Source organism: uncultured Chloroflexus sp., assembly GCF_938091255.1.
Classification (GTDB): Bacteria; Chloroflexota; Chloroflexia; order Chloroflexales; family Chloroflexaceae; genus Chloroflexus.
Window position 1 is genome coordinate 173,162 of sequence record NZ_CALLJH010000039.1, and the last position, 23,514, is coordinate 196,675.

General features: G+C 59.3%; 21 protein-coding genes and 1 tRNA gene. 8 read left to right on the plus strand and 14 right to left on the minus strand.

Features of this window, described 5'->3' with window-relative positions:
• Nucleotides 1-10: 10 nt before the first annotated feature.
• The 4 genes from Q1A00_RS14075 to Q1A00_RS14090 form a co-directional block, all read right to left on the minus strand.
• The gene (locus Q1A00_RS14075; protein ID WP_298402394.1) at nucleotides 11-916 is read right to left on the minus strand and encodes a PfkB family carbohydrate kinase; all 906 of its coding nucleotides are present in this window, start codon (nucleotides 914-916) and stop codon (nucleotides 11-13) included.
• A 7-nt stretch (nucleotides 917-923) separates the two neighbouring features.
• Nucleotides 924-2,030, minus strand: coding sequence for a ParB/RepB/Spo0J family partition protein (locus Q1A00_RS14080; protein WP_298402395.1), 1,107 nt, complete (start codon nucleotides 2,028-2,030; stop codon nucleotides 924-926).
• Nucleotides 2,027-2,824, minus strand: coding sequence for a ParA family protein (locus Q1A00_RS14085; RefSeq protein ID WP_298402396.1), 798 nt, complete (start codon nucleotides 2,822-2,824; stop codon nucleotides 2,027-2,029). Before Q1A00_RS14085 ends, Q1A00_RS14080 begins: the two co-directional genes overlap by 4 nt.
• Before the next feature lie 180 nt (nucleotides 2,825-3,004).
• Nucleotides 3,005-4,396, minus strand: coding sequence for a LysM peptidoglycan-binding domain-containing M23 family metallopeptidase (locus tag Q1A00_RS14090; protein WP_298402397.1), 1,392 nt, complete (start codon nucleotides 4,394-4,396; stop codon nucleotides 3,005-3,007).
• Between the two features lie 167 nt (nucleotides 4,397-4,563).
• On the opposite strand from Q1A00_RS14090, the gene Q1A00_RS14095 reads away from it, so the two are divergent.
• Nucleotides 4,564-5,139: a bifunctional nuclease family protein gene (locus Q1A00_RS14095; RefSeq protein ID WP_298402399.1), complete on the plus strand. Its 576-nt coding sequence runs from the start codon at nucleotides 4,564-4,566 to the stop codon at nucleotides 5,137-5,139.
• 351 nt (nucleotides 5,140-5,490) lie between these two features.
• Nucleotides 5,491-6,102, plus strand: coding sequence for a phosphoribosyltransferase family protein (locus Q1A00_RS14100; protein WP_298402400.1), 612 nt, complete (start codon nucleotides 5,491-5,493; stop codon nucleotides 6,100-6,102).
• Here Q1A00_RS14100 and ruvA read toward each other — a convergent pair.
• Nucleotides 6,099-6,686, minus strand: coding sequence for a Holliday junction branch migration protein RuvA (gene ruvA / locus Q1A00_RS14105; protein WP_298402401.1), 588 nt, complete (start codon nucleotides 6,684-6,686; stop codon nucleotides 6,099-6,101). The genes Q1A00_RS14100 and ruvA overlap by 4 nt on opposite strands.
• 43 nt (nucleotides 6,687-6,729) lie before the next feature.
• Between ruvA and Q1A00_RS14110 the strand changes: the two genes are divergently transcribed.
• A complete protein-coding gene (locus Q1A00_RS14110; protein WP_298402403.1) occupies nucleotides 6,730-7,173 on the plus strand; it encodes a methyltransferase in 444 nt (147 codons plus the stop codon).
• A gap of 16 nt (nucleotides 7,174-7,189) precedes the next feature.
• Here the strand turns inward: Q1A00_RS14110 and Q1A00_RS14115 are convergent, their stop codons facing one another.
• From Q1A00_RS14115 to Q1A00_RS14125, 3 genes are all read right to left on the minus strand, one after another.
• The gene (locus tag Q1A00_RS14115; protein ID WP_298402405.1) at nucleotides 7,190-8,461 is read right to left on the minus strand and encodes an MgtC/SapB family protein; all 1,272 of its coding nucleotides are present in this window, start codon (nucleotides 8,459-8,461) and stop codon (nucleotides 7,190-7,192) included.
• A gap of 125 nt (nucleotides 8,462-8,586) precedes the next feature.
• Entirely contained in the window at nucleotides 8,587-9,072 is a 486-nt protein-coding gene (locus tag Q1A00_RS14120; RefSeq protein ID WP_298490028.1) for a CPBP family intramembrane glutamic endopeptidase, read from the minus strand.
• A gap of 437 nt (nucleotides 9,073-9,509) precedes the next feature.
• A complete protein-coding gene (locus tag Q1A00_RS14125) occupies nucleotides 9,510-10,286 on the minus strand; it encodes a DUF429 domain-containing protein (RefSeq protein ID WP_298402409.1) in 777 nt (258 codons plus the stop codon).
• 276 nt (nucleotides 10,287-10,562) lie between these two features.
• Here Q1A00_RS14125 and Q1A00_RS14130 point away from each other — a divergent pair, with 276 nt between their 5' ends.
• Complete coding sequence (locus Q1A00_RS14130) at nucleotides 10,563-11,015, plus strand: chemotaxis protein CheW (RefSeq protein ID WP_298402410.1); 453 nt, start codon at nucleotides 10,563-10,565, stop codon at nucleotides 11,013-11,015.
• Nucleotides 11,016-11,091: 76 nt separating this feature from the next.
• Here the strand turns inward: Q1A00_RS14130 and crtI are convergent, their stop codons facing one another.
• Together crtI and Q1A00_RS14140 are read right to left on the minus strand one after the other, a co-directional pair.
• Nucleotides 11,092-12,606: an NAD(P)/FAD-dependent oxidoreductase gene (crtI, locus tag Q1A00_RS14135; RefSeq protein ID WP_298402411.1), complete on the minus strand. Its 1,515-nt coding sequence runs from the start codon at nucleotides 12,604-12,606 to the stop codon at nucleotides 11,092-11,094.
• A gap of 1,069 nt (nucleotides 12,607-13,675) precedes the next feature.
• Complete coding sequence (locus Q1A00_RS14140; RefSeq protein ID WP_298482232.1) at nucleotides 13,676-14,056, minus strand: YbjN domain-containing protein; 381 nt, start codon at nucleotides 14,054-14,056, stop codon at nucleotides 13,676-13,678.
• Nucleotides 14,057-14,578: 522 nt separating this feature from the next.
• Here Q1A00_RS14140 and Q1A00_RS14145 point away from each other — a divergent pair.
• The gene (locus Q1A00_RS14145) at nucleotides 14,579-15,940 is read left to right on the plus strand and encodes a TrpB-like pyridoxal phosphate-dependent enzyme (protein ID WP_298402413.1); all 1,362 of its coding nucleotides are present in this window, start codon (nucleotides 14,579-14,581) and stop codon (nucleotides 15,938-15,940) included.
• Between the two features lie 50 nt (nucleotides 15,941-15,990).
• Here Q1A00_RS14145 and Q1A00_RS14150 read toward each other — a convergent pair whose 3' ends face one another.
• A complete protein-coding gene (locus Q1A00_RS14150; protein ID WP_298402414.1) occupies nucleotides 15,991-17,937 on the minus strand; it encodes a hypothetical protein in 1,947 nt (648 codons plus the stop codon).
• 182 nt (nucleotides 17,938-18,119) lie between these two features.
• On the opposite strand from Q1A00_RS14150, the gene trpS reads away from it, so the two are divergent.
• The 3 genes from trpS to Q1A00_RS14165 all read left to right on the plus strand — a co-directional run bounded on the left by trpS (nucleotide 18,120) and on the right by Q1A00_RS14165 (nucleotide 21,238).
• A complete protein-coding gene (gene trpS / locus Q1A00_RS14155; protein ID WP_298402415.1) occupies nucleotides 18,120-19,130 on the plus strand; it encodes a tryptophan--tRNA ligase in 1,011 nt (336 codons plus the stop codon).
• Nucleotides 19,131-19,195: 65 nt separating this feature from the next.
• A complete protein-coding gene (gene trpE, locus Q1A00_RS14160; RefSeq protein WP_298402416.1) occupies nucleotides 19,196-20,713 on the plus strand; it encodes an anthranilate synthase component I in 1,518 nt (505 codons plus the stop codon).
• A 6-nt stretch (nucleotides 20,714-20,719) separates the two neighbouring features.
• Nucleotides 20,720-21,238 (plus strand): methylated-DNA--[protein]-cysteine S-methyltransferase, encoded by a 519-nt coding sequence (locus Q1A00_RS14165; RefSeq protein ID WP_299757417.1) that lies wholly within the window; start codon nucleotides 20,720-20,722, stop codon nucleotides 21,236-21,238.
• 591 nt (nucleotides 21,239-21,829) lie between these two features.
• Here the strand turns inward: Q1A00_RS14165 and Q1A00_RS14170 are convergent.
• The 3 genes from Q1A00_RS14170 to Q1A00_RS14180 all read right to left on the minus strand — a co-directional run.
• Nucleotides 21,830-21,906 (minus strand) — tRNA-Arg (locus tag Q1A00_RS14170).
• 326 nt (nucleotides 21,907-22,232) lie between these two features.
• A complete protein-coding gene (locus Q1A00_RS14175) occupies nucleotides 22,233-23,213 on the minus strand; it encodes a fructose-bisphosphatase class II family protein (protein WP_298402420.1) in 981 nt (326 codons plus the stop codon).
• Between the two features lie 59 nt (nucleotides 23,214-23,272).
• The coding region (locus Q1A00_RS14180) for a rhodanese-like domain-containing protein (protein WP_298482229.1) at nucleotides 23,273-23,514 on the minus strand (242 nt) is incomplete at its 5' end.

The following is a 23,514-nucleotide window of genomic DNA, read 5'->3' on the forward strand; positions in this document are numbered from 1 at the left end:
CTTGTCATCATCAATACTGTGATCGCAGAGCGGACGTCCGCCGCTCCACTTCGGTCAATGTGATCGGTGTATCAGGGCCGGTATCCTCAATCCAGATCGAGGCTGTCGCCGCGCCGGTGCAGCCGGCCCGGAAGAGATCGCACGGATCGGAGAGATAGGCGTGCAAGAAGCCGGCCAGATACGTATCACCGGCGCCGGTCGGGTCACGGGCATCGGTTGTGTAAGCCGGGATCGTGATCGAGCGTTCACCATCATCAATCTGCGAACCGGCTTCGGCGATGGTGACAATCGCAATCGCGCAGCCGGTTTCGCGCAACCGGCGTGCCGCGAGCACCGGATCGATCCGCGGATCAATACCCGTAATCACTTTGGTTTCCACTTCATTCGCCTTGATCACGTGACACAGCGGTGCGATCGCAGCGAATTCATCCGGCAAAAAGTGCTCGATCCGGCCGTCAGCGCTAAACCGGCGCAGCAGGCCTTGCGGGTCAAGAAAAATCGGTGCATCGGTTTGGTTACGGATGGCTTGGATCAATGCCAGCGGCGTCTCTTGCAAAATCGGGCCAACGATGACCGCTTTAGCTGAGGCGACGGCTGCCGGCACGGTGGTAATCGGTTCAGCCACGCCGAGCACATCGAGCGTGCGATCACCGCGATGATCGTACACCAGCTTAAACCCGCCGGTCTGGGAAGCTACTTCAACAAACGGCGCAATGCCGTAGCGAACCAGATCGGACTGAAACCGGTCGAGGTAATCGATCCCCACCCGTCCCACCAGTGCAGTGGTGCGGCCAAGCCGGCTGAGGGCAAGGCAGGCGTTGGTCGAACACCCCGACAGCACCCGCCCTTCGGTGCGCACCACCGGCGTGATAATCTCGTCGTACACCGGATTACCAAAGGCAATAACATCTACCATAGCGCGCTTAGCCATTTCCTAATAAGCGATCGTACAAGCCTTGCAATTGTTCTTCATCGTACAGGGTAATCGTCACTCTGATCGTTCGCCCGCTGCGCGAAATCTGCACCGGGGTTTGCAATAGCTCTTCAAACATCTGCTGTGCCATCTGATCTTCCGGTGAACGAGCCTCAGAGGTGCGTGATCGCTCTAGCGCAGGTCGTACTGCAGATGGCGCGAGCGGTACACGTTTGGAGGGATGACTCAGCGCTGCAATGGCCGCATTGAGTTCAACACCGGCAGCCAACGCCGCGCAGAGCCGTTCACTCTCGGCAACGCCAAAACGATGGGCGATCATCGCCTCGCAAGCGGCCGCTTGGATTTGGGGGTCGGTAAGCTGGAGCAACGCCAGCGCCTGCGCCGGTTCGATCTGTCCGGCGCACAACGCGCGCCGGGTAGGCGCCGCCAGCCCGGGTTGGCTAGCCAGTTCAGTGAGGCGTTCGACATCGCGCACGTTCAGGTCACGTTGTTGGATCAGTTCAAGCGCAGCTTGTTGATCAGCGGGATCGTCGAGCCGCAACAGTGCCCGCCCGTGGCCAGCGCTGATCGCACCGTCGAGCAGGGCCTGCCGGGTAGCAGGGGCAAGGCGGAGCAGACGGCGGCTATTGACGATCGCCACCCGGCTTTTGCCGACCCGGCGGGCAATATCATCATCGCTTAAACCAAACTCACGTCGCAAGGTCTCATAGGCTTGGGCCTCTTCCAAGGGGTTGAGGTCAGCGCGCTGAACATTCTCAACCAACGCCAATTCAAGGAATTGCTGGGGAGTAGCATTCTTGACAATGGCCGGCACGGTGGTCAAGCCGGCCATTCGTGCCGCGCGTAGCCGGCGTTCACCGGCGATCAGCTCGTAACCGTCAGCCGGGTCTTCACTTACGATCAGCGGCTGCAACACGCCGTGCTCTTGAATAGAAGCAACGAGTTCAGCGAGGGCAGCCTCATCAAAGGACGTGCGCGGCTGCGCGCGATTGGCCCGAATCGCCGCCACCGGCAATTGGCGCACGACAGCTTGCTCCGTCGTTGATGACGGAATGAGCGCATCTAACCCGCTGCCCAAACCACGCTTCCGGCTCATACCAATCGCTCCTCCCGTCCAATCAATTCTTCGGTCAGCAACGCATAAGCTTGCGCACCACGACCGTGCGGATCATGTTCGTAAGCGATCCGCCCGTAACTCGGCGCTTCACTCAGGCGCACGCTGCGCGGGATCAAGGTGCGGCAAATGAGGCGGGGAAAGTAGCGCTGTACTTCATCAACCACCTGTTGGGCGAGATTGGTGCGGCCATCGTACATCGTCATCACCACACCGAGAATGTGCAGAGTAGGATTGAGCCTTTCGCGCACCCGTTCTAGCGTAGTCTTAAGCTGCGCTAACCCCTCTAGCGCTAGATATTCACATTGCAACGGAATGAGCACCGCATTGGCCGCACACAGAGCATTGAGGGTGAGCAAGCCCAATGAGGGAGGGCAATCGATCACAATCCAATCATAGCGCGGTAAGAGGGGAACTAAGCCATCGCTGAGCCGCCACTCGCGCCGGTTGAGATCGACCAATTCGATCGCTGCTCCGGCTAACTCCTGATCGGCTGGAATGATATCGAGTCGTTCACGGCCACTTGCCATCGGTATTGTCTCTGGTGGCGCACCACCGAGCAGAAGATCATAGGTTGTTACTGTCAGTGCGGTCTTCGCAATCCCAAGGCTCGTCGTCGCGTTACCTTGCGGATCAATGTCAACAAGAAGCACCTGCTGACCACGCCGGGCGAGTTCACCGGCGAGATTAACGGCGGTTGTTGTTTTACCAACACCGCCTTTCTGGTTAGCAATAGCTAATATTCGCGGTTTCGAGGCTGTCGGTTGCTGTTTCACGTGAAACACCCGCGCTAAGCAGCCAATCCAACCGCTATTGTACCATAGCCAGAGGGGAGGAAACGTTACCGTGACACCTGAGTGAGGAGAGCCGCAAAGAAACGCAGACGAGTCACTTGCTACTTACCGAGCGCCGGTCAGGAGGAATTCTTGTGTATCTGTTCGCAACTCTTCCACCCCTCACGGCAAATACCGCAGCGGATTCACCGCTCGCCCATTGACAAGGATGGTGAAGTGGAGATGGACGCCGGTTGAGTAACCGCCGCCAGCGCGATCATACGTGCTGCCCATATAGCCGATCAGTTGGCCGGTACTGACCTCCTGACCGACACGCACAACCGGCTTTGTTATCAAGTGGCCGTAAATTGTTTCAATACCACCGGGATGCCGGATCTTCACGCAGTACCCGTATCCGCTACACCAGCCCGATTCGTAGACCCAACCGCGACTCGCCGCCACAATTGGCGTCCACGCGGCGTTGGCAATGTCAATGCCATTGTGGAAGCCGCCCCAGCGCGGGCCAAACCCCGACGTCACCATCCCACGCGCCGGCCAAACCCAACGCGGCGGCGGCGGCGGGAAATCGCGCACTTCCGGCAAGGCAGCTACCACCGCCGGATCCGACTCGAGCAAATCACTCCGGATCCAGCCGGTGACATCACCGATCGCGATTTTGACCCAATCGTTGTATCGGCCACGCAGCGCGACTTGCCGTCCGGCAGCTAACTGGGCCTGTCGCGGGTGATCCGTGGTCGGTCCAGAACGAACATTTGTTTCATCTGCTAATACAATCCCAACCGGTTCAGCCGTGCGGTGGGCGAATGCCGCCTCCTGCTCAGCCGTCCACGGTAATCGCCCGCCCGGAATGAAGATCTCGCGCCCAACGATCAACTGGCCATCACGCAGCCGATTCGGCGCGAAGGTGGCGATCGCCTCAGGCGCTACACCGTACCGTTCAGCCAGTACCGTTAACGTCTCCCCTTCAGACACTGTATGTGCCGCACCAGCCAAGCGCGCAATCCGCAATGGCTGGCCCACTCGCAGCGCATCGCCTCGATCAAGCTGATTCGTCCAGACGAGCGTACTGAGCGGGATCTGGTAGCGCGCCGCCACCTCAGCCAGCGTCTCTCCCTCAGCGAGGAGGTGGGTCGTCTGATAGGCGGTCGCCACAGGTATGGGTGCGCGCACCGCCGGCGCAATGGGTTCAAGCTCACTCGGCGCTGCTGCCTGCCGTACCGCCGGTGCAACGACAACCACTTGCTCCGCCGGCAGCAATGATGTAACGACTGGCTCTGATACAGCATGGGTGACGGGGGTAAACATCTGGAGCTGGAGCGTGCGATCAGTGGCAAGAATCAGGATGACAGCCGCTAGCAGCAAGAGATGCCCGATATGGCGAGATGGACGGATTTGCCAACGTACTACCCGCCGACTGGCCCTGCCCAGTAATGCATCACTTGCCGGGACCTGACCTTCACGCAGACGGCGAGCAGTCCTACGTGCCGCAGCTAACCGTCGCTGGCTGCGCACCCATCGCTCATACCATGGAGGTTGCTCGAAGATAACCTGCATTGCATGTTCTCGCTCACTTCACCGAGAGAGCATACACCGAGCGGAGTAGTTTGTCAATCTTGACGGCATCTTTCATCGCATGATAAGATATAACTGCTGATTCTTCCGCTGCCCGATCCGGCCTCCCCCTGTGAACCGGTGAAGGGCGTTTCATGAAAGGCCGGCCGATGATACGAGTCGTTGTCGATAGTATCCGTGTCAGCCTGTTAACGCAGAGCCGGGTCGTCGTCCTCCGCGAAACCGAAGGAAATCGCTATCTGCCTATCTGGATCGGTCAATTCGAGGCCGATGCCATTGCAATGGCTATTCAGGGTCAAGAACCGCAACGGCCGATGACCCACGACCTGCTCAAGGCTGCCATCGGCGAATTGGATGGGGTAGTTCGCCACATTTACGTTAATGACATTCGCGATAACACCTTCTTCGCACGGATTGTGATCGATCAGGCTGGGCGCACGGTCGAGCTTGACGCCCGCCCCAGCGATGCGATCGCGCTCGCCGAACGGGTGCAAGCCCCGATCTTCGTGGCAGACCATGTGCTGGATCAGGCAGGCGTGCTCTTCGATGAGGAAGAACAGGCTGATGAGTCTGCTCCTCCCAGTGCAAGCCGTAGCGAAGAAACCAATCCTGAATCTGCTCCAGAATCCGAACCAGAACTGAATGAAGATTCGTTGTCCATCTTCCGTAACTTCATCAATACGCTAGACCTCGGCGATCGCGATCGTCCTAGTGATAAATCGTAAGTTCCACAGACTGTCTCCGCAGTGGGGTGGTTTTGCCACCCCATTCTTTTTCCCCATCTTGTGGATAACTGGCGATATTATGTGGAAAACTCGCCGTCTTTGTGGATAACGTGCGGAATACGTCGTTGATAGCACGTGGACGTTCTGCGGAACAACTGCGTTCCCTCGTCAATTCTTTTCACCATGTGGATACTCATTCCCATGCGTTCCACATATCATCTAGCCCATTGGGAAGCGGTTAGTACGGTCATATCCACATCTTCCACAAGACTACGATCATGACGGTTTTCTCTCGAACTGTTTTATCATGTTGATCTCTTGAAGTACCGTACTTAGCACGGTGGATGGTTTATGATCGGAACTCGCTCAGGACTTTGTGATCCATTCCCCACCCTCGTCCAACGGATCGTGCAAGAGGCCATGATAGTTGATGACCGGATTATCAAGATCGACCATTTTCTGAATCACCGTATTGATACCGACCTGATGCACGCGATCGGCGCTGAGTTGGCCAACCGGTTAGTGCCATTCGCTCCTGAATTGATTTTAACGGCGGAAGCAAGCGGCATTCCGCCGGCGCTTGCCACCGCGTTTGCCTGCCGGATCCCGCTAGTTTATGCGAAAAAGTATGATCCCGCTGTACCTGCCCCAGCCTTGACCCGCCGCGTGCCCTCGCCGACCAAGGGCCGCGAGACTCAGTTGGCGATTACGGCTCGCTTTCTGCCCGCTGGTTCGCGGGTGGCGATAGTGGACGATTTTTTGGCGAATGGGCGCACGGCACTGGCATTGGCGGAAATGGCACAAGAGGCCGGCGCCAACCTTGTGGCGGCGGCGTTTGTGGTTGAGAAGATGTTCCAACAGGGGCGGGATCCCTTGGTAACGCTAGGTCTCCCGGTGATCGCTTTGGCCCAGATCGAACGGTTTGCCGACGGGAGGCCGGTGATCGCCGGTTGGCCAACTTAGGCGCTCCCGAAATAACGCAACGCCAACCGTAAGCGCTCCTCTAACGCCGGCGGCGCGTCGGCCGGCAAGGAGGCGATCGCGGCCGCTGCCTCGGTGGCGCTATAGCCCAAACTGACCAAAATATCGCTCAGTTCACGGTCGATCACGTTTGTGCTTGGACTGCCGGCGCTCGCTAGTTGGCGGAGATCGATCTTGCCGCGTAGTTCAAGCACAATTCGCTCCGCCGTTTTCTTGCCAATTCCCGGCACCCGCGCCAGCCGGGTCAGGTCGCCACCGGCGATCATACGGCGGACTTCATCCGGGGTTCCGCTTGAGAGTAGGCTCAGCGCCATCTTTGGCCCTACTCCGCTTACCCCAATCAGTTGCTCGAACAGACCGCGCTGGGTATTGTCGCTGAAGCCGTACAGCATGAGCGCGTCATCCCGCACAATCAAGATCGTATACAAGAAGATGTCGCTGCCAACTGCGCCGGCGGCTTCCAGCGTGGGGCGTGGCGCGTAAATGAGGAAGCCGACGCCGCCAGTTTCGACGATCAGGTGATCGGTGCCAATGCTCTGGATCATGCCGCGAATTGATGCAATCATGAACGTAGGCCTTATCTGGTTATACCTCAGGAGGTTGCTGCTGATGATTCGTTCGCCGTTACGCTCGTTTGGTTTAGTGTTCGGCCAGTTTGCAAGTTTAGGAGCAATTGCTTTCACTGGCCCATTGGTTCCCTCGTCACCGCTCTTGCTGGGGTTGCTAGCCGCCGGGTTGGCGCTTGGGTTGTGGGCCTTGCTCACAATGCGGCTGCACCGCCTCTCGGTACTGCCCGATCCGCTGCCGCGGGTTGAATTGGTACGCACTGGCCCGTACCGCCTGATCCGTCACCCAATGTACGCCAGTCTGCTGCTGGCGGCGCTGGCATGGGTGTTAGCGTCGCCAGCGTTGTGGCGCTGGGGGTTGTGGTTGCTCTTGCTGGCGGTATTGGTGACCAAGCTGAGCTATGAAGAACGGATGCTGTCGGCTTCCATCCCCAGTTACCGCGAATACCAGCAACGATCGTGGCGGTTAGTGCCGCTCGTCTGGTAGCTGGCGTGATGTGATCTTACCACGGCCAAAAGAGTGTGACCAGTATCGTCCCGCTGATTAAGAGCAACGCCGGCGCAATGGCGCGCCGCAAGTGGGTGCTGCCACCGGCCAGAACGATCCCGCCTTTGACTACCGTGTTAGTGAGCACCGCGACCCCAATTGCCCTAGCGGCTAGCTCGCTGGTCAAGCCGCCAGTGGCCACCGCTAGCTCGCTGAGTGATAACGTGATGGCATCAACATCAACGAGACCGCCGAAGATGCTGGTGATAAAGAGACCAGCATCGCCAAACTGAACACGCGCAAAATTGGCGCCGGCAAGGATGGCCGCATAGAGCAGGCTAAACCCAATCGCTGAACGTAATTCCAACGGATTGCCAAAGCTCAGCGGCGCTCCTTCGTGCTGGCGCGCTTGGCGGGCCAGCCACCCTCCCCAGAGCAGGCAGCCGCTGCCACCGGCCAGCAAAATCGGCCACAAGGCTTGGAGAACCGGGGGCGCGACTGCTCCGGTGAGCAACCCGATCCGCACGAACATCACCCCCCACGAGAGCAAAATGGCCAGTGCGTATTCTTGACTTAACTCCGGCGCGATCCGGCTGCGTTGGGTGTTGCTGAGTGTTACGGCGGTTGAAGAGACGATTCCGCCGATCAGGCCGGTAAGCGCGATACCACGAGTGGCGCCAATGATTTGGTGGAGCACATACCCGCTAAAGCTCAGCGTCGAGATTAAGACGACAAGGAGCCAGATCTTCTGTGGGTTGATTACATCAAATGGGGCCGGCCCAACGGGGGTGTTCGGCAACACCGGCAAGACGATCAGGCTGATGGCGGCCAAGGTGAGGGCCGCTTGCATATCTTGCGGGCTGAGCTGGCGCGCTAAGCCGTGCAAACGCGCTTTGAGCGCTAGCAGGACGGCGATGGCCACTCCTATCGCTGTGGCTACCGTGCTATAACCCCACGCGACCATTCCGCCGCAGAGCAACGTGATGAGCACGGCCATCTCGCTGGTCAGGCCGGGGCCATCGCGGCCATGACTTAACACGTAGGCTGCGATCAATAACCCGCCTACCGCCAATACCAGTGCCGCAAAGATTTCCGGCGCTTGCAGGGTCAGCGCTGCCAATCCAGCCGCGCATCCGATCACGCCGACGATGGCATACGTGCGCACGCCGGCGAAGAGATCACCGCTGGCGCCGTGGGCATGTTCGCGTTGCAAGCCAATCAGCGCGCCGATGAGCAGGGCAAGGCCAAATTGGTAAAAGAGTTCGGTGCTGGCGCTGTTGTCGAGCATGGTGGTCGCAGTTGATGATTCAAAAAACGAGTTGTTCGCGTTGTGTTCAACTCCACAACGATCGCAAGAGGAATGATCATACCCTCAATCGTAATGAGGTCAATCTGCATTGCTGGCATCACCACTCAGATTGACCAGTTCATCGCAGTGTGCAACAACAGGCAAGCGAGGATGCTGCCGTTGGTGTGATTGTAGATCCAAGTAACGAGGAATGACGTGAGAATAATCACGATGGCCAAGGCGCTGAACGTGAAGATGTCGTTGGCCATAAACCGGCCCGGAATGAAGGCCGCCGGCGTATGCCATAACCACCACGCCACACCAACGATCAAGCTGGCGCTGGTGGCTCCGTAACGCGCTTGCAAGCGTGGCAAGGCATAGCCGCGCCAACCAAATTCTTCTTGCAGGGGCCCGCTGGTGAAGAGAATGACGAAGAACGCGATCAGGGCGAAGAGCGGGTCGCTGATGACCAAACGATCGATGGTGCGTCCGCTGATGCTGGTCGCAACGATGATCGATCTGCCAAAGATGATCATCGGCCCAATCAGAATGATGGCCAACCAGCGCCAGCCAAAGTGAAAGTCCACTCCCCGGCGTAATAACGTCCGCACGCCGCCCCATCACTCGTGCTGCCACGTGAGTGCCAATGCTGCCAGTGAGGGGCCAAAGGCGGCTGAATGGCCCGCTGAGGATATCAGTGAGTGAAGATGGGAATGTGACGCCGCGGGTGATGAGCGCGGCGAGAATCCAAAAGAGCCACGAGAACCCATAAGTGACAGCGAAGAACATCCATACCTGCTGCGGCGGATGGTAGTGGGTTGCCATCACGTGCTTCCTTCCCTCGGTTTCGGCTTCGTTGCCAGCAGTCTAGCTCATTGGGGGCCGTTGTGATTTAGCATACTGTTCGGGAAGTGGCGCTGCAAGCGCTCCGGCGTGCAGAATTCTGCACTCACGCCGGTTTTTTTGTTATGTCTATACTTTTTTGAAGGGGCGGTCGGGACATGTAGCGCGTGGTAGGATAACCGCCGTACTCCGTCGTGCGCTGAGGTTAGGCGCTCTCTGCCCAGTACGGCGTAAAAATCGCTCCACCCTCCGCCGTGCCGAAGCTGCGGCAGCGCGCCGTGCCCCAACGCTGGCCGTAGAGGGCAATGTACGCGCAGAGCAACGCATCGGCTTCGTCTTCAATCGCCTTCAGTGCGCTAGGGCCAAGGCGATCGAGGTCGATCTCGCGCCACATATCATCAATGCCAGTCAAAGGTGGATCGCCCGTGCTCAAGTTGCGCAGGAGGGCGAGGTAGCGTCCTAGTTCACTACGACGCTCGTGTATCGCTCGTCCGGGCCGCGCTTTGTAGCGCAAGATATGCGGCAGCCGAAATAAGACCACCGCTGCCGGGTGGGGAAAGACTTCGATGATGAACCTCCCATCCATTCCGGCCTCAATGGCGGGCACGTAGACAAACCCATCCGCGGCTAGCGCGGTCAGCAGCGCCTCGCCGCGTACCCCGCCGTAGCGGCGCAGCAAGCGTCGGTTGGCCGGATGCGGGCCGGCATCGTACCGCCGGAATACGGCGGCCAGATCAGCTTCAGCTTCACGGCGTCCGCTCTCGTTGGGGACGATCAATGGGGCATCGATCGCAACGATGGCGGGCGCATCACCGATTGCGGCGCGAATGGCTTGCACGATGGCTTCGTTCGTCACCAGACGGCTTGGCGGCTGCCCGAGCCGCGCCCCGGCTGGTGTTCCAACACAGGCGACAAACCCGCTGGGGTTGCGTTCCGACCACGCTAAATCCAGCCCGATATAGACCGTCGGTTTAACGTTCATTGCGCGTTGCCCGATTGTAACTCTGCTCTGCTGTTCTCCACGGTACAGTATGAACAAGTCGAGATGGTTTGAGTCACGTTTGCACTGGCCGCGATTACTGTCCGCTGTGTGAACGTTGGTAATGATTGCATCGTTTTTTCGTCCGCTTGGCCGGCGAAGGGTGAGCGATGAAGAGCTAGCCGCAGAGCGCAACCGAAGATGCCCCAACCTGTTGGCGCGCTTTTGAGTATTCGTAGCGAACCTAAACCATTACCGCTACTCGACGAGGAGGTCTCTATGAGCCTGCTGAAACCGCCCCCCACCGCGATGGTGGTTGTCTGTCGCATTGGCAGCCGGTTTGTGGCCTTGCCAATGCAGACCGTAGTGCATACCACCCGTCTGAGCGAGTTAGCGCCTCCCGGTGATGCTCCGCTTGTGGTCTGCGGAATCGTGACACTGCACGGTGCGACGGTGCCGGTGATTGATGGCCGCTCGCTGCTCGGCGAGCCGCCCGGTTATGCCCTCGATAGCCATATTCTGCTCGCTGCGCCAGATATCGAGCAACCGCCGGAAATTGGCTTGCTGGTCGATGAGGTGATAAGCTTGCATCGGGTCGGCCCTGATGGTTTGGCACCGCTCGATCACATCGATGGTATTTCGTGCGGCGTGGTGCGCGATTTGCCGCAGCCGGCCTTGCTGTTGGATGTCGATGAGCTATTTGCGTTGGCCCATGGCAGCGCGCGTGATTGATGTCGGATGTCGTAGGTGGGGCTGCAGCCGTGATTGAGATGACCGGTAGGGCCGCACCACAGTGCGGCCCTATGGTTTACCGCCCGACTGTCGCTGGTTGCACCAAAGGTACGTCTTCGCTAATGAAATGCACCGCGCTCTTGGCCGCCTCTAAAATCGTCATCAACCCGCTGCCCGGATGCACGGCGCCGCCAATCCAATACAAATTGCGCGCTCCGTCGTGCCGGATGTGGGGCCGGAACGGGCCGAGCTGGCTCCAACTGTGGATCAGGTTAAAGACTGCACCAAGATAAGTGTGATGCTCGTCGCGCCACGTCTCAGCGGTGTAGCGCCGCTCAACTACGATGTGTCGCTCGACATCCTCAAAGCCGAGTTTGGCCATCTGACGAATAATGAGGTCGCGGTAGCGTTGCTCGACCGCTGGCCAATTAACCGGGTAGCGCAAGTTGGGCACCGGCACCAATACAAACAGCGTGCTGTGGCCGGGTGGCGCATTGGCTGGATCGACAATTGTTGGATTGCAGACGTAGAATGACGGGTCTTCTTCATCGAGCACTGCACTCTTCGCCCACAACGGATCGTTGCGGCGAATGCTCGATGAAAGGTAGAGTTGATGATGGGGCAGATTGTCCCAGCGCCGGTTTACGCCTAAATAGAGCATAAAGGTCGAGCACGAGAATTCCATTGAGTTCAGTTTTTGATCAGTATACTTGCCCCGCGCATGCGGCGGGATGATGTGGGTCAGCGCGTGACCGAAGTCAGCGTTGACCACCACTGCGTCTGCACGCACCTGCTCGCCATCGGTTAGCTCGATACCGGTCGCTGTGTCGCCTTCGACTAACACTTGCTTGACTGGCCGGTTGTAGTGAATCGTCACGCCAAGATCAGTCGCTGCTTTAGCCAGCCCCGCCGCTAGCGCCCGGAAGCCGCCAATCGGGTGCCAGATGCCTTCGGCGAATTCGAGGAAGGTGACAAGGCTAAAGACGCTCGAGCAGGCGGTGGGGTGCATGCCAAGGTACTTCGCTTGGTACGACAGCGCGTACACCACCCGCTCGTCGCGGAAGAAGCGTTTGAAGTGGTCATACAGGCTTTCCCAAGGCCGAAAGGCTAGTGCTGCCGCCACTTCGTGCGGTTTGAGATAGCCGAGCGGAGTGCGCACTGGCGTGCCGAGGTATGGCCCGTAGCCGACCACATTTTTACGGATGTGCTCGATGTACCACCGCTCAAACTCGGTGGGCAACGCGGGATCGAAGCGGGCTAGTTGCGCTTTGAAGGCGGCGGTGTTTGAGGTGAGATCGAGGTATTCGCCATCCCAAAACCGGATGCGCGTGTTAGGTTCGAGCCGCACGAGGGTCACGTAATCGCTAAAGCGCAATCCGGCGCTGCTGAACAATTCGTCGTAGACCCGCGGCACTTGCAAGATGGTCGGGCCGGTGTCGAAATGATAATCGCCGAGCGAGAAGCCACGCATCCGTCCGCCCGGACGGTCAACCGCCTCAAAGATTTCCACCTGATATCCGCGCCCGGCCAGCCGGATGGCAGTCGCTAATCCGCCCGGCCCGGCGCCGACAATCACAATTCGTTGCGACACGCTCTACTCCTCTATCTAAACTCCTGTGCAGAGACCTCCTGTTTGAGTATACACCGCTTTTCTAAGCTGGTCACGCTGAGATTGGCGTGGAGATGGTTGGGTAACCTATGATTGCCATTCCCCACTCCTCATCCTTAGCGGCTTAACATACAAATTGTGGATAACTGGTGGAATTGTGGATAACATGGGTGGTTCACCGGGCTTGGCAAGACGTTAACACGCATCTAATGTTCGATTAATCTGCGGCTAATCTCAGATTGCTATAGTGCATATCGTCAAGCGAAGCGATTTGCGGTGGTCGCCGCAAGACAAAATAGCTCCTAATCTGCACACCGCCCTCACTCCCCCACTCTCCGGCCACCTACGACAGGTGGCCGTTGTTGATTCATGCGAGTATGATCCCCCTATGACTAGCCTGAATCTCATATCCAATCATCAAGTTGCGAATGCGGTTACACGCTATGGCTGCAACATTCGGCAGTCACGTCAGGGGCTATTAGCTCGTGAGCGACGGCTGCGTTGCGCTGCGTGGTATGGCCGTGGCCTGCGGCGCTGCTGCTGGCGCACTCTACGGCAACGTCCACTGCTGCCAGTGGCAGTGGACGCCGCGTTGGGGGCTGCGGAAGCTTTACTGCCATGCATGATAGGGAGCATTTCGAGGACGGACAGATCGCGTGAGCGCAGATGCGGTTGATGGCTTCGCGATGCGCCGGCTCGCCATCATCCTTAGCCTCTCTCCTGCGAGCGTGGGAGAGGGGTGCGTAGAGTCGAGCGTTGAAGCATCGCACAGCGATCGTTGTACTCGACCAACGTTCTGTTCGTCTCTTAATCCACCGGCTCAGGAGAGGCGCGCTATTGTGTTCCGTTCCCGCAATACCTTACGCTCCATTTAGCAGCTCCCCCCTCACCCGCCGTCAGGTAGGAGAGGGGCAGGGGTGAGAGCCATCAACCCGCGTAGCAGACTTTGTCAGTGTAGCCCGGCGCTGAAGGGCCGGGTTCCCTGTCCAGCGGCAAGCGGCTGTGCTGGATCAGATGTTCTGTTTGCAACCTGAAAGGGGAGCATGGGGGCTTACGCGATCACCTCCGTCTCGTCCTTCGTCAGTGCGGCCAGCACATGATCGACGAAGGCGCGGGTGGCGAAGATGATATTGCGCCGCGTGACGCCGCCTGACACAACCAGATAGTCGTCAAAGCCGATGTCGCCGTCGCGATCGACGTAGGCGCGCACGATGTGCAATTCGTCGTTGACGCGGTTAACGTACAGCAGCCGCTCGGCCAGATCGTGTGCCGGGCTAGCCCGAAACTGGGTCATAAACCGGATCTGTTCGCCTTCACGGATCGGGAAGGCCCAGATGCGAAAGTCTTGCCGGATACACACGTCATCGTCGCTGTCGCGTTCAACCTCGAAGTAGGCATTGTGGTAGAGGTCAAATAACCACTCTTTGCTAATCTAGTTAGGATAGACCAGCTCGTCGGGCGCGTTGCCGGCGGTTGACATTGGGGTTCCCTTTCTGCGAATGGCTGATAACGCTTTCATTATAGCAGTCGCGCGAATGCACAGCCATGGCTAAACCATCAAATCTCTATGCCCCCTGCAGTAAACACATCCTGCATTGACTCTCGCCGTCGGGAATGGTATACTTCGTCCACATTTAAATAACTGACGTTGATCAGGAAGAGTAGCAAGCGCGGCGACAGTCCAGCGAGCCGGTGATGGTGCGAGACCAGCGAGTTCGGCGCTTGTGAATGGGCCTGTGAGTCGCGCGGTGAACCGGGTTTGCCCCATAGTAGCCGTTGCCGGAGACGCCACCGTTATCAGGGCGCGAGGTGTGGAACGGCTTGGCCGACAGCACCTGCAGAGTGCGTCGCTTGTGCGAGCAGCGGCGAACGAGAGTGGCACCGCGGTTTCCCCGTCTCTCGACCAATTTGGTCGAGAGTTTTTTGTTGGTTTCTTGCTGTGAGGAGGGTGTCTGTGGAAACGGTCAAGTATCTGCTTAACGAAGATCACCTGCCGGAGTCGTGGTACAACATCGCCGCCGATCTGCCTTCGCTGCCGCCGCCACCGTTGCATCCGGCGACTGGCCAGCCGATTGGCCCCGCCGATCTCGCGCCGCTCTTTCCAATGGAGTTGATCAAGCAAGAGGTCAGCATCGAGCGCACAATCCCGATCCCTGATGAGGTGCGCTCGATCTACCGGCAATGGCGGCCAACGCCCCTCTTCCGCGCCCGCCGGCTTGAGCGCGCGCTCGATACGCCAGCTCGCATCTATTACAAGTATGAAGGTGTTAGCCCGGCCGGTAGTCACAAGCCGAATACGGCAGTGGCGCAGGCCTACTACAACAAGATCGAGGGTGTGCGCCGGTTGGTGACCGAAACCGGCGCTGGCCAGTGGGGATCGTCGCTCGCCTTTGCTGGTGCGCTCTTCGGCCTTGAGGTCGAGGTGTTTATGGTCAAAGTCAGCTACAACCAGAAGCCCTATCGGCGGGCGCTGATGGAGACCTACGGCGCGCGGGTGATTGCGAGCCCCAGCACCGAGACGGCGTCTGGCCGCGCGATTTTGGCCGAGCATCCCGATAGCACCGGTAGCCTTGGCATTGCGATCTCTGAGGCGGTGGAAGTGGCGGCCCAGCGTGATGATACTCGCTACGCGCTTGGTAGTGTGCTTAATCACGTGCTCCTCCACCAGACGGTCATCGGCCAAGAGGCGATGATCCAGATGGAGATGGCCGGCGATTATCCCGATGTGGTGGTGGGTTGTACCGGTGGCGGCTCGAACTTTGCTGGCATTGCCTTCCCGTTCATCGGTGCTAAGCTGCGCGGCGAGCATCCGTTGCGGGTGGTTGCGGTCGAGCCGGCGGCTTGCCCCTCGCTGACGAAGGGTAAATACGCCTATGACTACGGTGATACCGCGCATCTCACGCCGTTGGTGAAGATGCATACCCTTGGCAGCACCTTCGTGCCGCCCGGTATTCACGCCGGTGGTCTGCGCTACCATGGTATGGCGCCGCTCGTCAGCCATCTGCTTGAGTTGGGCGTGATTGAAGCGATTGCCATCCAGCAGCTTGAGACGTTCGCTGCTGGCGTACAATTTGCTCGCACTGAGGGCATTTTGCCCGCCCCCGAAGCCAATCACGCCATCGCTGGCGTGATCCGCGAGGCACTCCGCTGCAAGGAGGAGGGCAAGAGCGAGGTGATTCTGTTTAATTTGTGCGGCCACGGCCATTTCGACTTGCAGGCCTATATGGATTATCAGGCCGGTAAGTTGCGCGATTACGAATATTCCGACGCCGAGGTGGCGATGGCGTTGGCCGGCTTGCCGTCGGTGGGTGCGTGATGGGCGGCGGGGTAGTAGGGCTACCGCGCCGCTGTGGCCCTACTACTTACTTACCGGCTTAACGTGACACTAACGGTGGCGATCGGCCCGGCGGTGGCGATGACGGCGTACCGGCTCAAGCCAACCTGCTCAATCTGCACGGGAACCGGCGCACCGTTAAGCGTCACAGTTTGCGGACTCGCGCCTGCCGGCACAAACAGGCGTAAGCGGAAGCTGTCGCCACTGCCGGTGGCGGTGAGATCGATCCGGCTCGGCTGGTTGGCGGTCGCTGGCGTGTATTGCCAGCGATAGGCGACATAACCGTCGCCGGCGGCGTAGCGGGCGACGGCGTAGACATCACGGATCGCGTACACCGGATCGGCGGGCCAACGCGGCGAGATGGTGACGGTATTGAAAGCGATGTGCTGGTCTTCAATCCCAGCAGCGCCTTCGACTAACGCGCCGAGCATAGCGCTCGCGCCCCAGCCGTCGGTGGGCAAGAATTCATGAACCGGTGCAATACCGCCGGTCGGGTAGTACCAGAGGTAGGTTGCGCCGGTACGTTCGATCAGGTCGATGTAACGCTGCACGATGTTGAAACCGTAGGCTTCATAACCGTACCGGAACGCGCCACGGGCCAGTTCGCCGCCGACCAGCGGCATGACGCCGCCGTTGACGTACTCTCCCGGACGTTCGCCCAGCCGGCCATTCATGCCGAATGCGCCTGATGGGAAAGGCGGGTCGATGCTGTACCATTCGGCAAAGGCGATCCGGTTTGGATCGTTCAAGCGGCGCAGGTATTCGGCGACAATCGCGCGCCCTTGCGATTCGGTCAAGACGCCGCGATTGAGCGCAATTGCGTTCGAGAGGCTCAGTTGCTCGGCTTCATCGACACCGGGCACGTCGTAGGGAATGAGTTTGACGTGATGGGTGTAGAAGCGACCATTCCAACTCAGCGCATTGAGTCGCACCATCAGGTCAGCGGCAATGGCGCGGCGCACAGCGGCCAGATCGGCCTGTCCTGCCGTCTCTTCCATCAAGGCCAGCATGGTAAGTGCGGCTGCCAAGCCGGTATTGTCGCCGTGGAAGATGCCCCATTTGGTCTGGTCGTCGATCCAGTGGCGCGGCCCCAGTTCGCCGGTATTCGGATTGATCATCGGCGGGCCGTATTCGTAATCCCACGTGTCGATGGTGAAGGGGCGCTTGACCAAGCCCAGTGCCGGTTCCCAGCGCAGTGGATCGCGCATCGTGTAGTCGATGGCGCGTTGCGCTGCCGGCAGCATGCGCAACATCCACGCCGTGTCGCCGGTGACTTGCCACGTCTCGTAGACCAACTGCACGAAGAGGTATTCTACGTCGGCTTCGACCGGGGTACGGAAGGCGGCGATCTTCCATTCTGGGCGAGCCAAAAAGTCGGGCAGGCTGCCGTCGGGCGCTTGTACACGGGCAAACGCTTCTGGCAGCGAACGTACCTCGCTCTCAAAGTAGCGGAAGGCGCGGTTTTGATAGTAGTGATCGCGCAGCCAGAGCAGTGGGCTGTCGGGCGAGCGGTAGCCGGTCACCACTTGTCCGTCGAGCAGGTAACTCAGTCGGTCGGCGGCCATAAATTGACGCACGGTCGGGTACAGCCGGTCGTAGCTGGCCACGCCGGTGCGCAGGGTGGTTTCGGCCTCCAGCCGGTAGATCGTTCCGTTAGCGACCATCCGCCCCTCAGCCGTGAAGAGGGCAGCCCAATGATCGCCCAACGCGCCGCGCGGCGTTACTTCGACCCATCCGTCGCCATTGGCGATGGTCAATGCAAACGAGCCGGCAAACCGGCTACGGCTGTCGAAGACGAGCAGGGTGGCTGGGCCGTCGTAGCCGGTGATGCGCACTGCTACTGGGGTAGGGGTCAGCGGTTGCACAACCGAATTGAGGCTAATGAAGGTTGCGGTCGTCTCGGCCAGCGCCGGCGTGATGGGCGCACTCAGGCTGGCGAGCAGCCCGATCATAACAAGCAAGAGGATCAAACGCTTCATTTGGTACCTAAAACGCTGCTGAAAGGTAACGATGTTCCTAGTATAGCATTGTTGAGGAAATGCTCCGATGAGACGCAGACCGCATGGAGTTTCCCTTCGTCGTTCTCTGTGATCTCGGCGGTAAAGATAGTTGGCTTACTCGTACCACACCCTTGCGGTAGACATTGACAAGAGGTTAGCTTATGGATCGCAAACCACGGGTCTTTTCCGGCATTCAGCCTTCGGGCAATCTGCATATCGGTAACTATTTGGGTGCCATCCAGCAGTGGGTCGCGGGGCAGGGCCAGAAGACTAACTTTATCTGTATCGTTGACCTGCACGCGATTACGGTGCCGCAAGAGCCGGCGGCGCTGCGCCAGCAAACCCGCGAACTCGCCGCGCTGTTGCTTGCCTGCGGGATCGATCCGCAACAGACGACGCTCTTTGTGCAGAGCCACGTGCGCGCCCATGCCGAATGTTCGTGGGTCTTTAGCTGCGTCACGCCGTTGGGGTGGCTCGAACGTATGACCCAATACAAGACCAAAGCACAAAAGCAAGAGAGCGTGATGACCGGTTTGCTCACCTATCCGGTGCTGATGGCCGCTGACATTTTGCTCTACGATGCCGATGAGGTGCCGGTGGGCGAGGATCAGAAGCAGCATATTGAGCTGACCCGCGATCTGGCCCAGCGCTTCAACCATCTCTACGGCGAGACCTTCGTCATTCCCAAGCCGGTGATCCGCGAGAGTGGTGCCCGCATTATGGGGTTGGATAATCCGGCAGTGAAGATGAGTAAGTCGGAAACGGCTCGTGGTCATGCTATTCGGATTGTCGATGACCCCGACGAGATTCGCTGGGCGATTAAGCGTGCAGTGACCGATTCCTACAACGAGATTCGCTTTAGCGATGACCCAGAACGGGCCGGCGTCAACAATCTCTTGCAAATCTATGAGCTGCTTACCGGAAAGAGTCGATCTGAGATCGAGGCTCATTTTGCTGGTAAAGGCTATGGCGCACTCAAGAAGGAACTGGCCGAGGTTGTGGTCGAGTCGCTCCGTCCCATCCGCGAGCGCTACTACCAGTTGATGAACGATCCGGCTGAGCTAGATCGGATTCTGGCCATTGGCGCCGAACAGGCTCGCGCCGTTGCCGAACCCAAGATGACCCTCATCCTTGAGCGGGTAGGGTTTGTGTTGCCGAATGATCGCAAATAATCCCGCCGGTGACGGCGCGCGGCGGTGCGTCGTTACGGAAGCATCACGATTGTAAGGATATCAACATGTATTACCCAACTCTTGACCAGATGTACGAATTGCGTCGGCAGGGCAACCTCTGCCCGATCTACCGCGAGATTATGGCCGATCTGGAAACGCCGGTATCGGCCTATCTCAAGATCGCGCAGAATGGTCTCGGCTTTCTGTTGGAAAGCGTGACCGGCGGGCAGAATGTGGGGCGTTATTCGTTCATCGGCAGCGATCCCTATATGGTGCTGCGCATGCACGACGGCGTGGCGCAGGCGACCCATGGTGGCTATAAGCAGACCCTCTCGTACACCGATCCGCTGATCGTGCTTGAGAGCTATCTCAACGCCTACCGCCCGATCCGCCTGCCCAACCTGCCGATCTTTGTCGGTGGCGCAGTTGGCTATCTCGCTTACGAGTCGGCCCGCTACTTCGAGCGACTGCCGGTACCGCCGGTGCGTCCCTACGACATGCCCGATAGCTGGTGGATGTTTGTTGATACGTTGCTTGCCTTCGATCACGTCCGCCACAAAATCATTGTTATCTCGCACGTCCATCTCGATGTCGAGGATCTAGCCGCCGAGTATCAGCGTGCCGTCCATCGGATCGAGACGTTGATTGCCCGGCTGCAAAAGCCGTTGCCGCCGACTATTGGTTTCAGCTTGCGTAACTACGAGCCGCATAACACGCCGGCGCGTACCGTGCCGAATCCGGCGGTCTCGAACCGTACCGAAGCTGAGTTTAAGGCGGCAGTGTTGCGGGCTAAAGAGTACATCATGGCCGGCGACATCTTCCAAGTGCAGATTTCGCAACGCTTCAGCAAGGCCACCAGCGCCGACAGCTTCACCATTTATCGCGCCCTGCGCACGATCAACCCTTCGCCGTATATGTTTTACATTCGCACTGGTGAAGGCGATTTGGTCGGCGCGTCGCCCGAAATGTTGGTGCAGGTGCGCGACGGCAAGGTAACGACCCGCCCGATTGCTGGCACCCGTTGGCGCGGGCGCGATGCTGCCGAAGACGAGCGATTGGCCGCCGAGCTGCTGGCCGATGAGAAAGAGCGTGCCGAGCATCTGATGCTGGTGGATTTAGGTCGGAACGATCTGGGCCGGATCAGCGAACCCGGCACAGTGCAGGTGCCGGTCTTTATGACTATCGAGAAGTACAGCCACGTGCAACATATTGTATCGGAGGTCACCGGTAGGCTGCGTGCTGATCTGAAGCCGATCGACGCGCTGCGCGCCTGCTTCCCTGCCGGCACCGTCACCGGCGCGCCCAAGATACGCTCGATGGAGATCATCGCCGAACTCGAAGGTGAGCAGCGCGGCGTCTATGCCGGTGCAGTTGGCCACCTCGGCTTCAACGGTGACCTTGATACCTGTATCGCCTTGCGCACCTTGATCGTTAAAGACGGTGTGGCCTACGCCCAAGCCGCCGCTGGCGTGGTCGCCGACAGCACACCCGAATACGAATTCAACGAAAGTTGCAACAAAGCGGCGGCATCGTTGCGCGCGATCGATCTGGCGGAAGAGTTGCAAGCTGGCGTTCAGTCATAAACAATGATGGACAATGATCCAATTGCTGTTGCGTTCACCGATAGCCCGCTCGGCCGGGTGTTGGCTGCTGCGACCGTCAACGGTCTGTGCGCCGTTTATCTTGGTGATGACGATGCGATGCTCCTGACTGTGCTCTGCGCTGAATTCCGGGCAACGCCGATCATTGGTGGTTCACTGCCAGAGGTTGCTGTTGCGGCGATTGCGGCCTATCTGCGCAATGAGGCTAATCTGCCGCCATTGCCGCTCGATCTCTACGGTACACCGTTTCAACAGCGGGTATGGCAGGCGCTACTGGCCATCCCGCGCGGCAGCACCCGCACCTACGGCCAACTGGCCTGCGACCTTGGCCTGCCGGTAACGGCGGCGCGGGCTGTGGGCCGGGCCTGCGCAACCAATCCGCTGGCGGTGGTGGTGCCGTGCCATCGCGCGATCGGCGCTGATGGTAAGTTGCATGGTTTTCGGTGGGGGATCGAGCGTAAGTGGGCTTTGTTGGCGCTCGAGGGGGGATTGTTGCCAGAGGGATAACATCTGGTGATGGTGCCCTACTGCGCGGAGTGGGTGCGCTTTTCATTGTGCGGGAGAGGTGTGCGGTAGCGAGCATGAACCCGCTGGCGGCACTGCCGCCAACCGTGCCTCGCTGTTATCACCTGCTGCAACCTGTGCCATTGCGGTGAGCGCCCCTTCCCGCTGAAGGTGGAGATGGCTCCGCTTCGCTACGCTCGGTTCGCAATGAAAGACGGGGAGCAGCGTTTGTGACCCTCATCTCGGTCCTCTCCCAGCAAGCAAGGGAGGAACCAAGTGCCCCTCCCCCACTAGGGGAGGGGAAGGGGGACGGGGTCAATCACAGCACCGAGATGGGCCGCTTCACCCTCACCCCCGTCTCCGTGTTTACTAGCGCGGGAACGGGGCGAAATGGCGTTCGGTTGCGCAAGGGTCTCTGCGGTAACGTCGTGGTTCCCCTTGCCCGCCGTCAGGTAGGAGAGGGGCCGGGGGTGAGGGTGTCAGCCCGCGCAGCGGGCTTCGTCAGCCTAGCCCGGCGCTTTATGGTCGGGTTCCCTACCTAGTGGAGTGGAGAGAGTGTGGGCAAAACAAAACCCGCCAATACGGCGGGCTGACTGGCGACCCCGGCGCGACTCGAACGCGCGACCTTTTCCTCCGCAGGGAAACGCTCTAATCCACTGAGCTACGGGGTCGTATTCATTTCACCCCCGGATTATAGCACAATCTCGGCAAAGATGCAAATCGGTCTTACGCCGGAAGGAGTCGGCAGCGGCGCGTAAGCTTGTTTAGGCGCGAATTGAATCATACCGGTTTGGAATGCTCATCTCGCCCAATGGCCTTTTGCAAGGGTGGCGTTGTTCGTCAAACCTCTCTGTTGTATCGTTCGTTTTGGTCATGAGGACGCCTAAAATCTCCCTGCTCCCGTTTGCAGAGAAGGGGGCATCTATCACGCTACGTGTTGTTGGAAGCGCGCATTGCGTCTCGCCATCGCCAAGTAGGCAACCTCCTTGCTCTCTCTTCACCCCGTCAACAAATGCTCGGCGAAGATCAAGCGACGGGTACGGGTTTCACAGCGCAGGATAAGTGAGTTGGTTTCTGCCCGATCACCAGCCAAGCGCACGCCGCGCAGTAAGATGTTATCGGTGATACCGGTGGCGACAAAGAAAATCTGTTCACTGCTTACGATATCATCGCAGGTCAAGATGCGTTTGGAATCAAGGCCAGCACGAGTAATCGCGTCGCGCTCGGCTTCGCTCTGGGGGGCGAGCCGGGCTAGCATCGCCCCACCCAGCGATTTGATCGCGCAGGCCGCCAGTACTCCCTCCGGCGCGCCGCCGATCCCCATCAGGAGATCAACATTAGTGCCGGGCATGGCTGCGAGCAGGGCGCCGTAGATATCGCCATCATCGGCCAGCATAACCCGCGCGCCAGCCGACCGGATCTCTTCGATCAGGTGGGCATGGCGGGGCCGATCGAGCACAAAGACGACCAGATCACGCACCGTGCGCCGGGTAGCGCGCGCCACTAGCGCCAGCGTCCAGCCGGCTGGCGCGTCGAGGCATTCCGGCACCAGATAGGGCGCGACTTCCGGGCCGACGATGATCTTTTCCATGTATGCGGCTGGATGTGGCGCCCACAGCGCGCCGCGATTGGTCACGGCGGCAAACGAGACCGCGCCGGCCCGCCCTTGCGCTAACTGGCGCCGACCATCAATGGGGTCAACGATCAAATCGGCTGGCGGGCCATCGCCGGTACCAACCCGCGTCCCACTGATTAGCGGTGTTGTTGCCATTGCCCGCACCTCTTCACCCATTGCCAGCCGGCCATCGAGTTCAAGGTTAGCTAACGCTGCTGCCATCGCTGCCGCAGCAGCTCGATCAGCCTCTTCGATTTCGCCGCGTCCCATGAGGCGAGCAGCCGCAATAGCTGCCGCTTCGGTTGCGCGTACCAGATCAAGGCCGGTGTTGGGGCTGAGCCGTTGTGATATTGGGATTTCCATCTTTGTTTTCCTCGCTGTCGCAGAGAAACGTGGTATGGCAATATCGCTCTCATGTTCTGTTAGAATTGCTCGACTGCCTCAAGCAGATTAGCCGCTGCCCACGCCAGCATACCCCCTTCGAGTACCTGAGGCGGCGGGGTGCGTCCGGCCAGCAACGCCGCCGCGCGCATACTTCGCCTCCCGCTGCGACAGACCAGCACGACTGGCCCCGCCGGCACGGCGTCGCGTTCGTGAATCAGCCGTGAAAGCGGAATGTTGCGCGCGCCCGGAATGTGGCCGCGCTGAAATTCGCGCGGTTCGC

Excerpts from the sequence above, each read along its gene's own strand:
- Q1A00_RS14090 (WP_298402397.1), bottom strand. The coding sequence starts at position 4,396 with ATGCAGGTTATCTTCGAGCAACCTCCATGGTATGAGCGATGGGTGCGC.
- Q1A00_RS14100 (WP_298402400.1), top strand. The coding sequence starts at position 5,491 with ATGATCGGAACTCGCTCAGGACTTTGTGATCCATTCCCCACCCTCGTC.
- Q1A00_RS14115 (WP_298402405.1), bottom strand. The coding sequence starts at position 8,461 with ATGCTCGACAACAGCGCCAGCACCGAACTCTTTTACCAATTTGGCCTT.
- Q1A00_RS14165 (WP_299757417.1), top strand. The coding sequence starts at position 20,720 with ATGGACAATGATCCAATTGCTGTTGCGTTCACCGATAGCCCGCTCGGC.
- trpS (WP_298402415.1), top strand. The coding sequence starts at position 18,120 with ATGGATCGCAAACCACGGGTCTTTTCCGGCATTCAGCCTTCGGGCAAT.
- Q1A00_RS14080 (WP_298402395.1), bottom strand. The coding sequence starts at position 2,030 with ATGAGCCGGAAGCGTGGTTTGGGCAGCGGGTTAGATGCGCTCATTCCG.
- Q1A00_RS14130 (WP_298402410.1), top strand. The coding sequence starts at position 10,563 with ATGAGCCTGCTGAAACCGCCCCCCACCGCGATGGTGGTTGTCTGTCGC.
- Q1A00_RS14110 (WP_298402403.1), top strand. The coding sequence starts at position 6,730 with ATGATTCGTTCGCCGTTACGCTCGTTTGGTTTAGTGTTCGGCCAGTTT.
- Q1A00_RS14095 (WP_298402399.1), top strand. The coding sequence starts at position 4,564 with ATGATACGAGTCGTTGTCGATAGTATCCGTGTCAGCCTGTTAACGCAG.
- Q1A00_RS14075 (WP_298402394.1), bottom strand. The coding sequence starts at position 916 with ATGGTAGATGTTATTGCCTTTGGTAATCCGGTGTACGACGAGATTATC.
- Q1A00_RS14125 (WP_298402409.1), bottom strand. The coding sequence starts at position 10,286 with ATGAACGTTAAACCGACGGTCTATATCGGGCTGGATTTAGCGTGGTCG.
- Q1A00_RS14150 (WP_298402414.1), bottom strand. The coding sequence starts at position 17,937 with ATGAAGCGTTTGATCCTCTTGCTTGTTATGATCGGGCTGCTCGCCAGC.
- trpE (WP_298402416.1), top strand. The coding sequence starts at position 19,196 with ATGTATTACCCAACTCTTGACCAGATGTACGAATTGCGTCGGCAGGGC.
- Q1A00_RS14175 (WP_298402420.1), bottom strand. The coding sequence starts at position 23,213 with ATGGAAATCCCAATATCACAACGGCTCAGCCCCAACACCGGCCTTGAT.
- ruvA (WP_298402401.1), bottom strand. The coding sequence starts at position 6,686 with ATGATTGCATCAATTCGCGGCATGATCCAGAGCATTGGCACCGATCAC.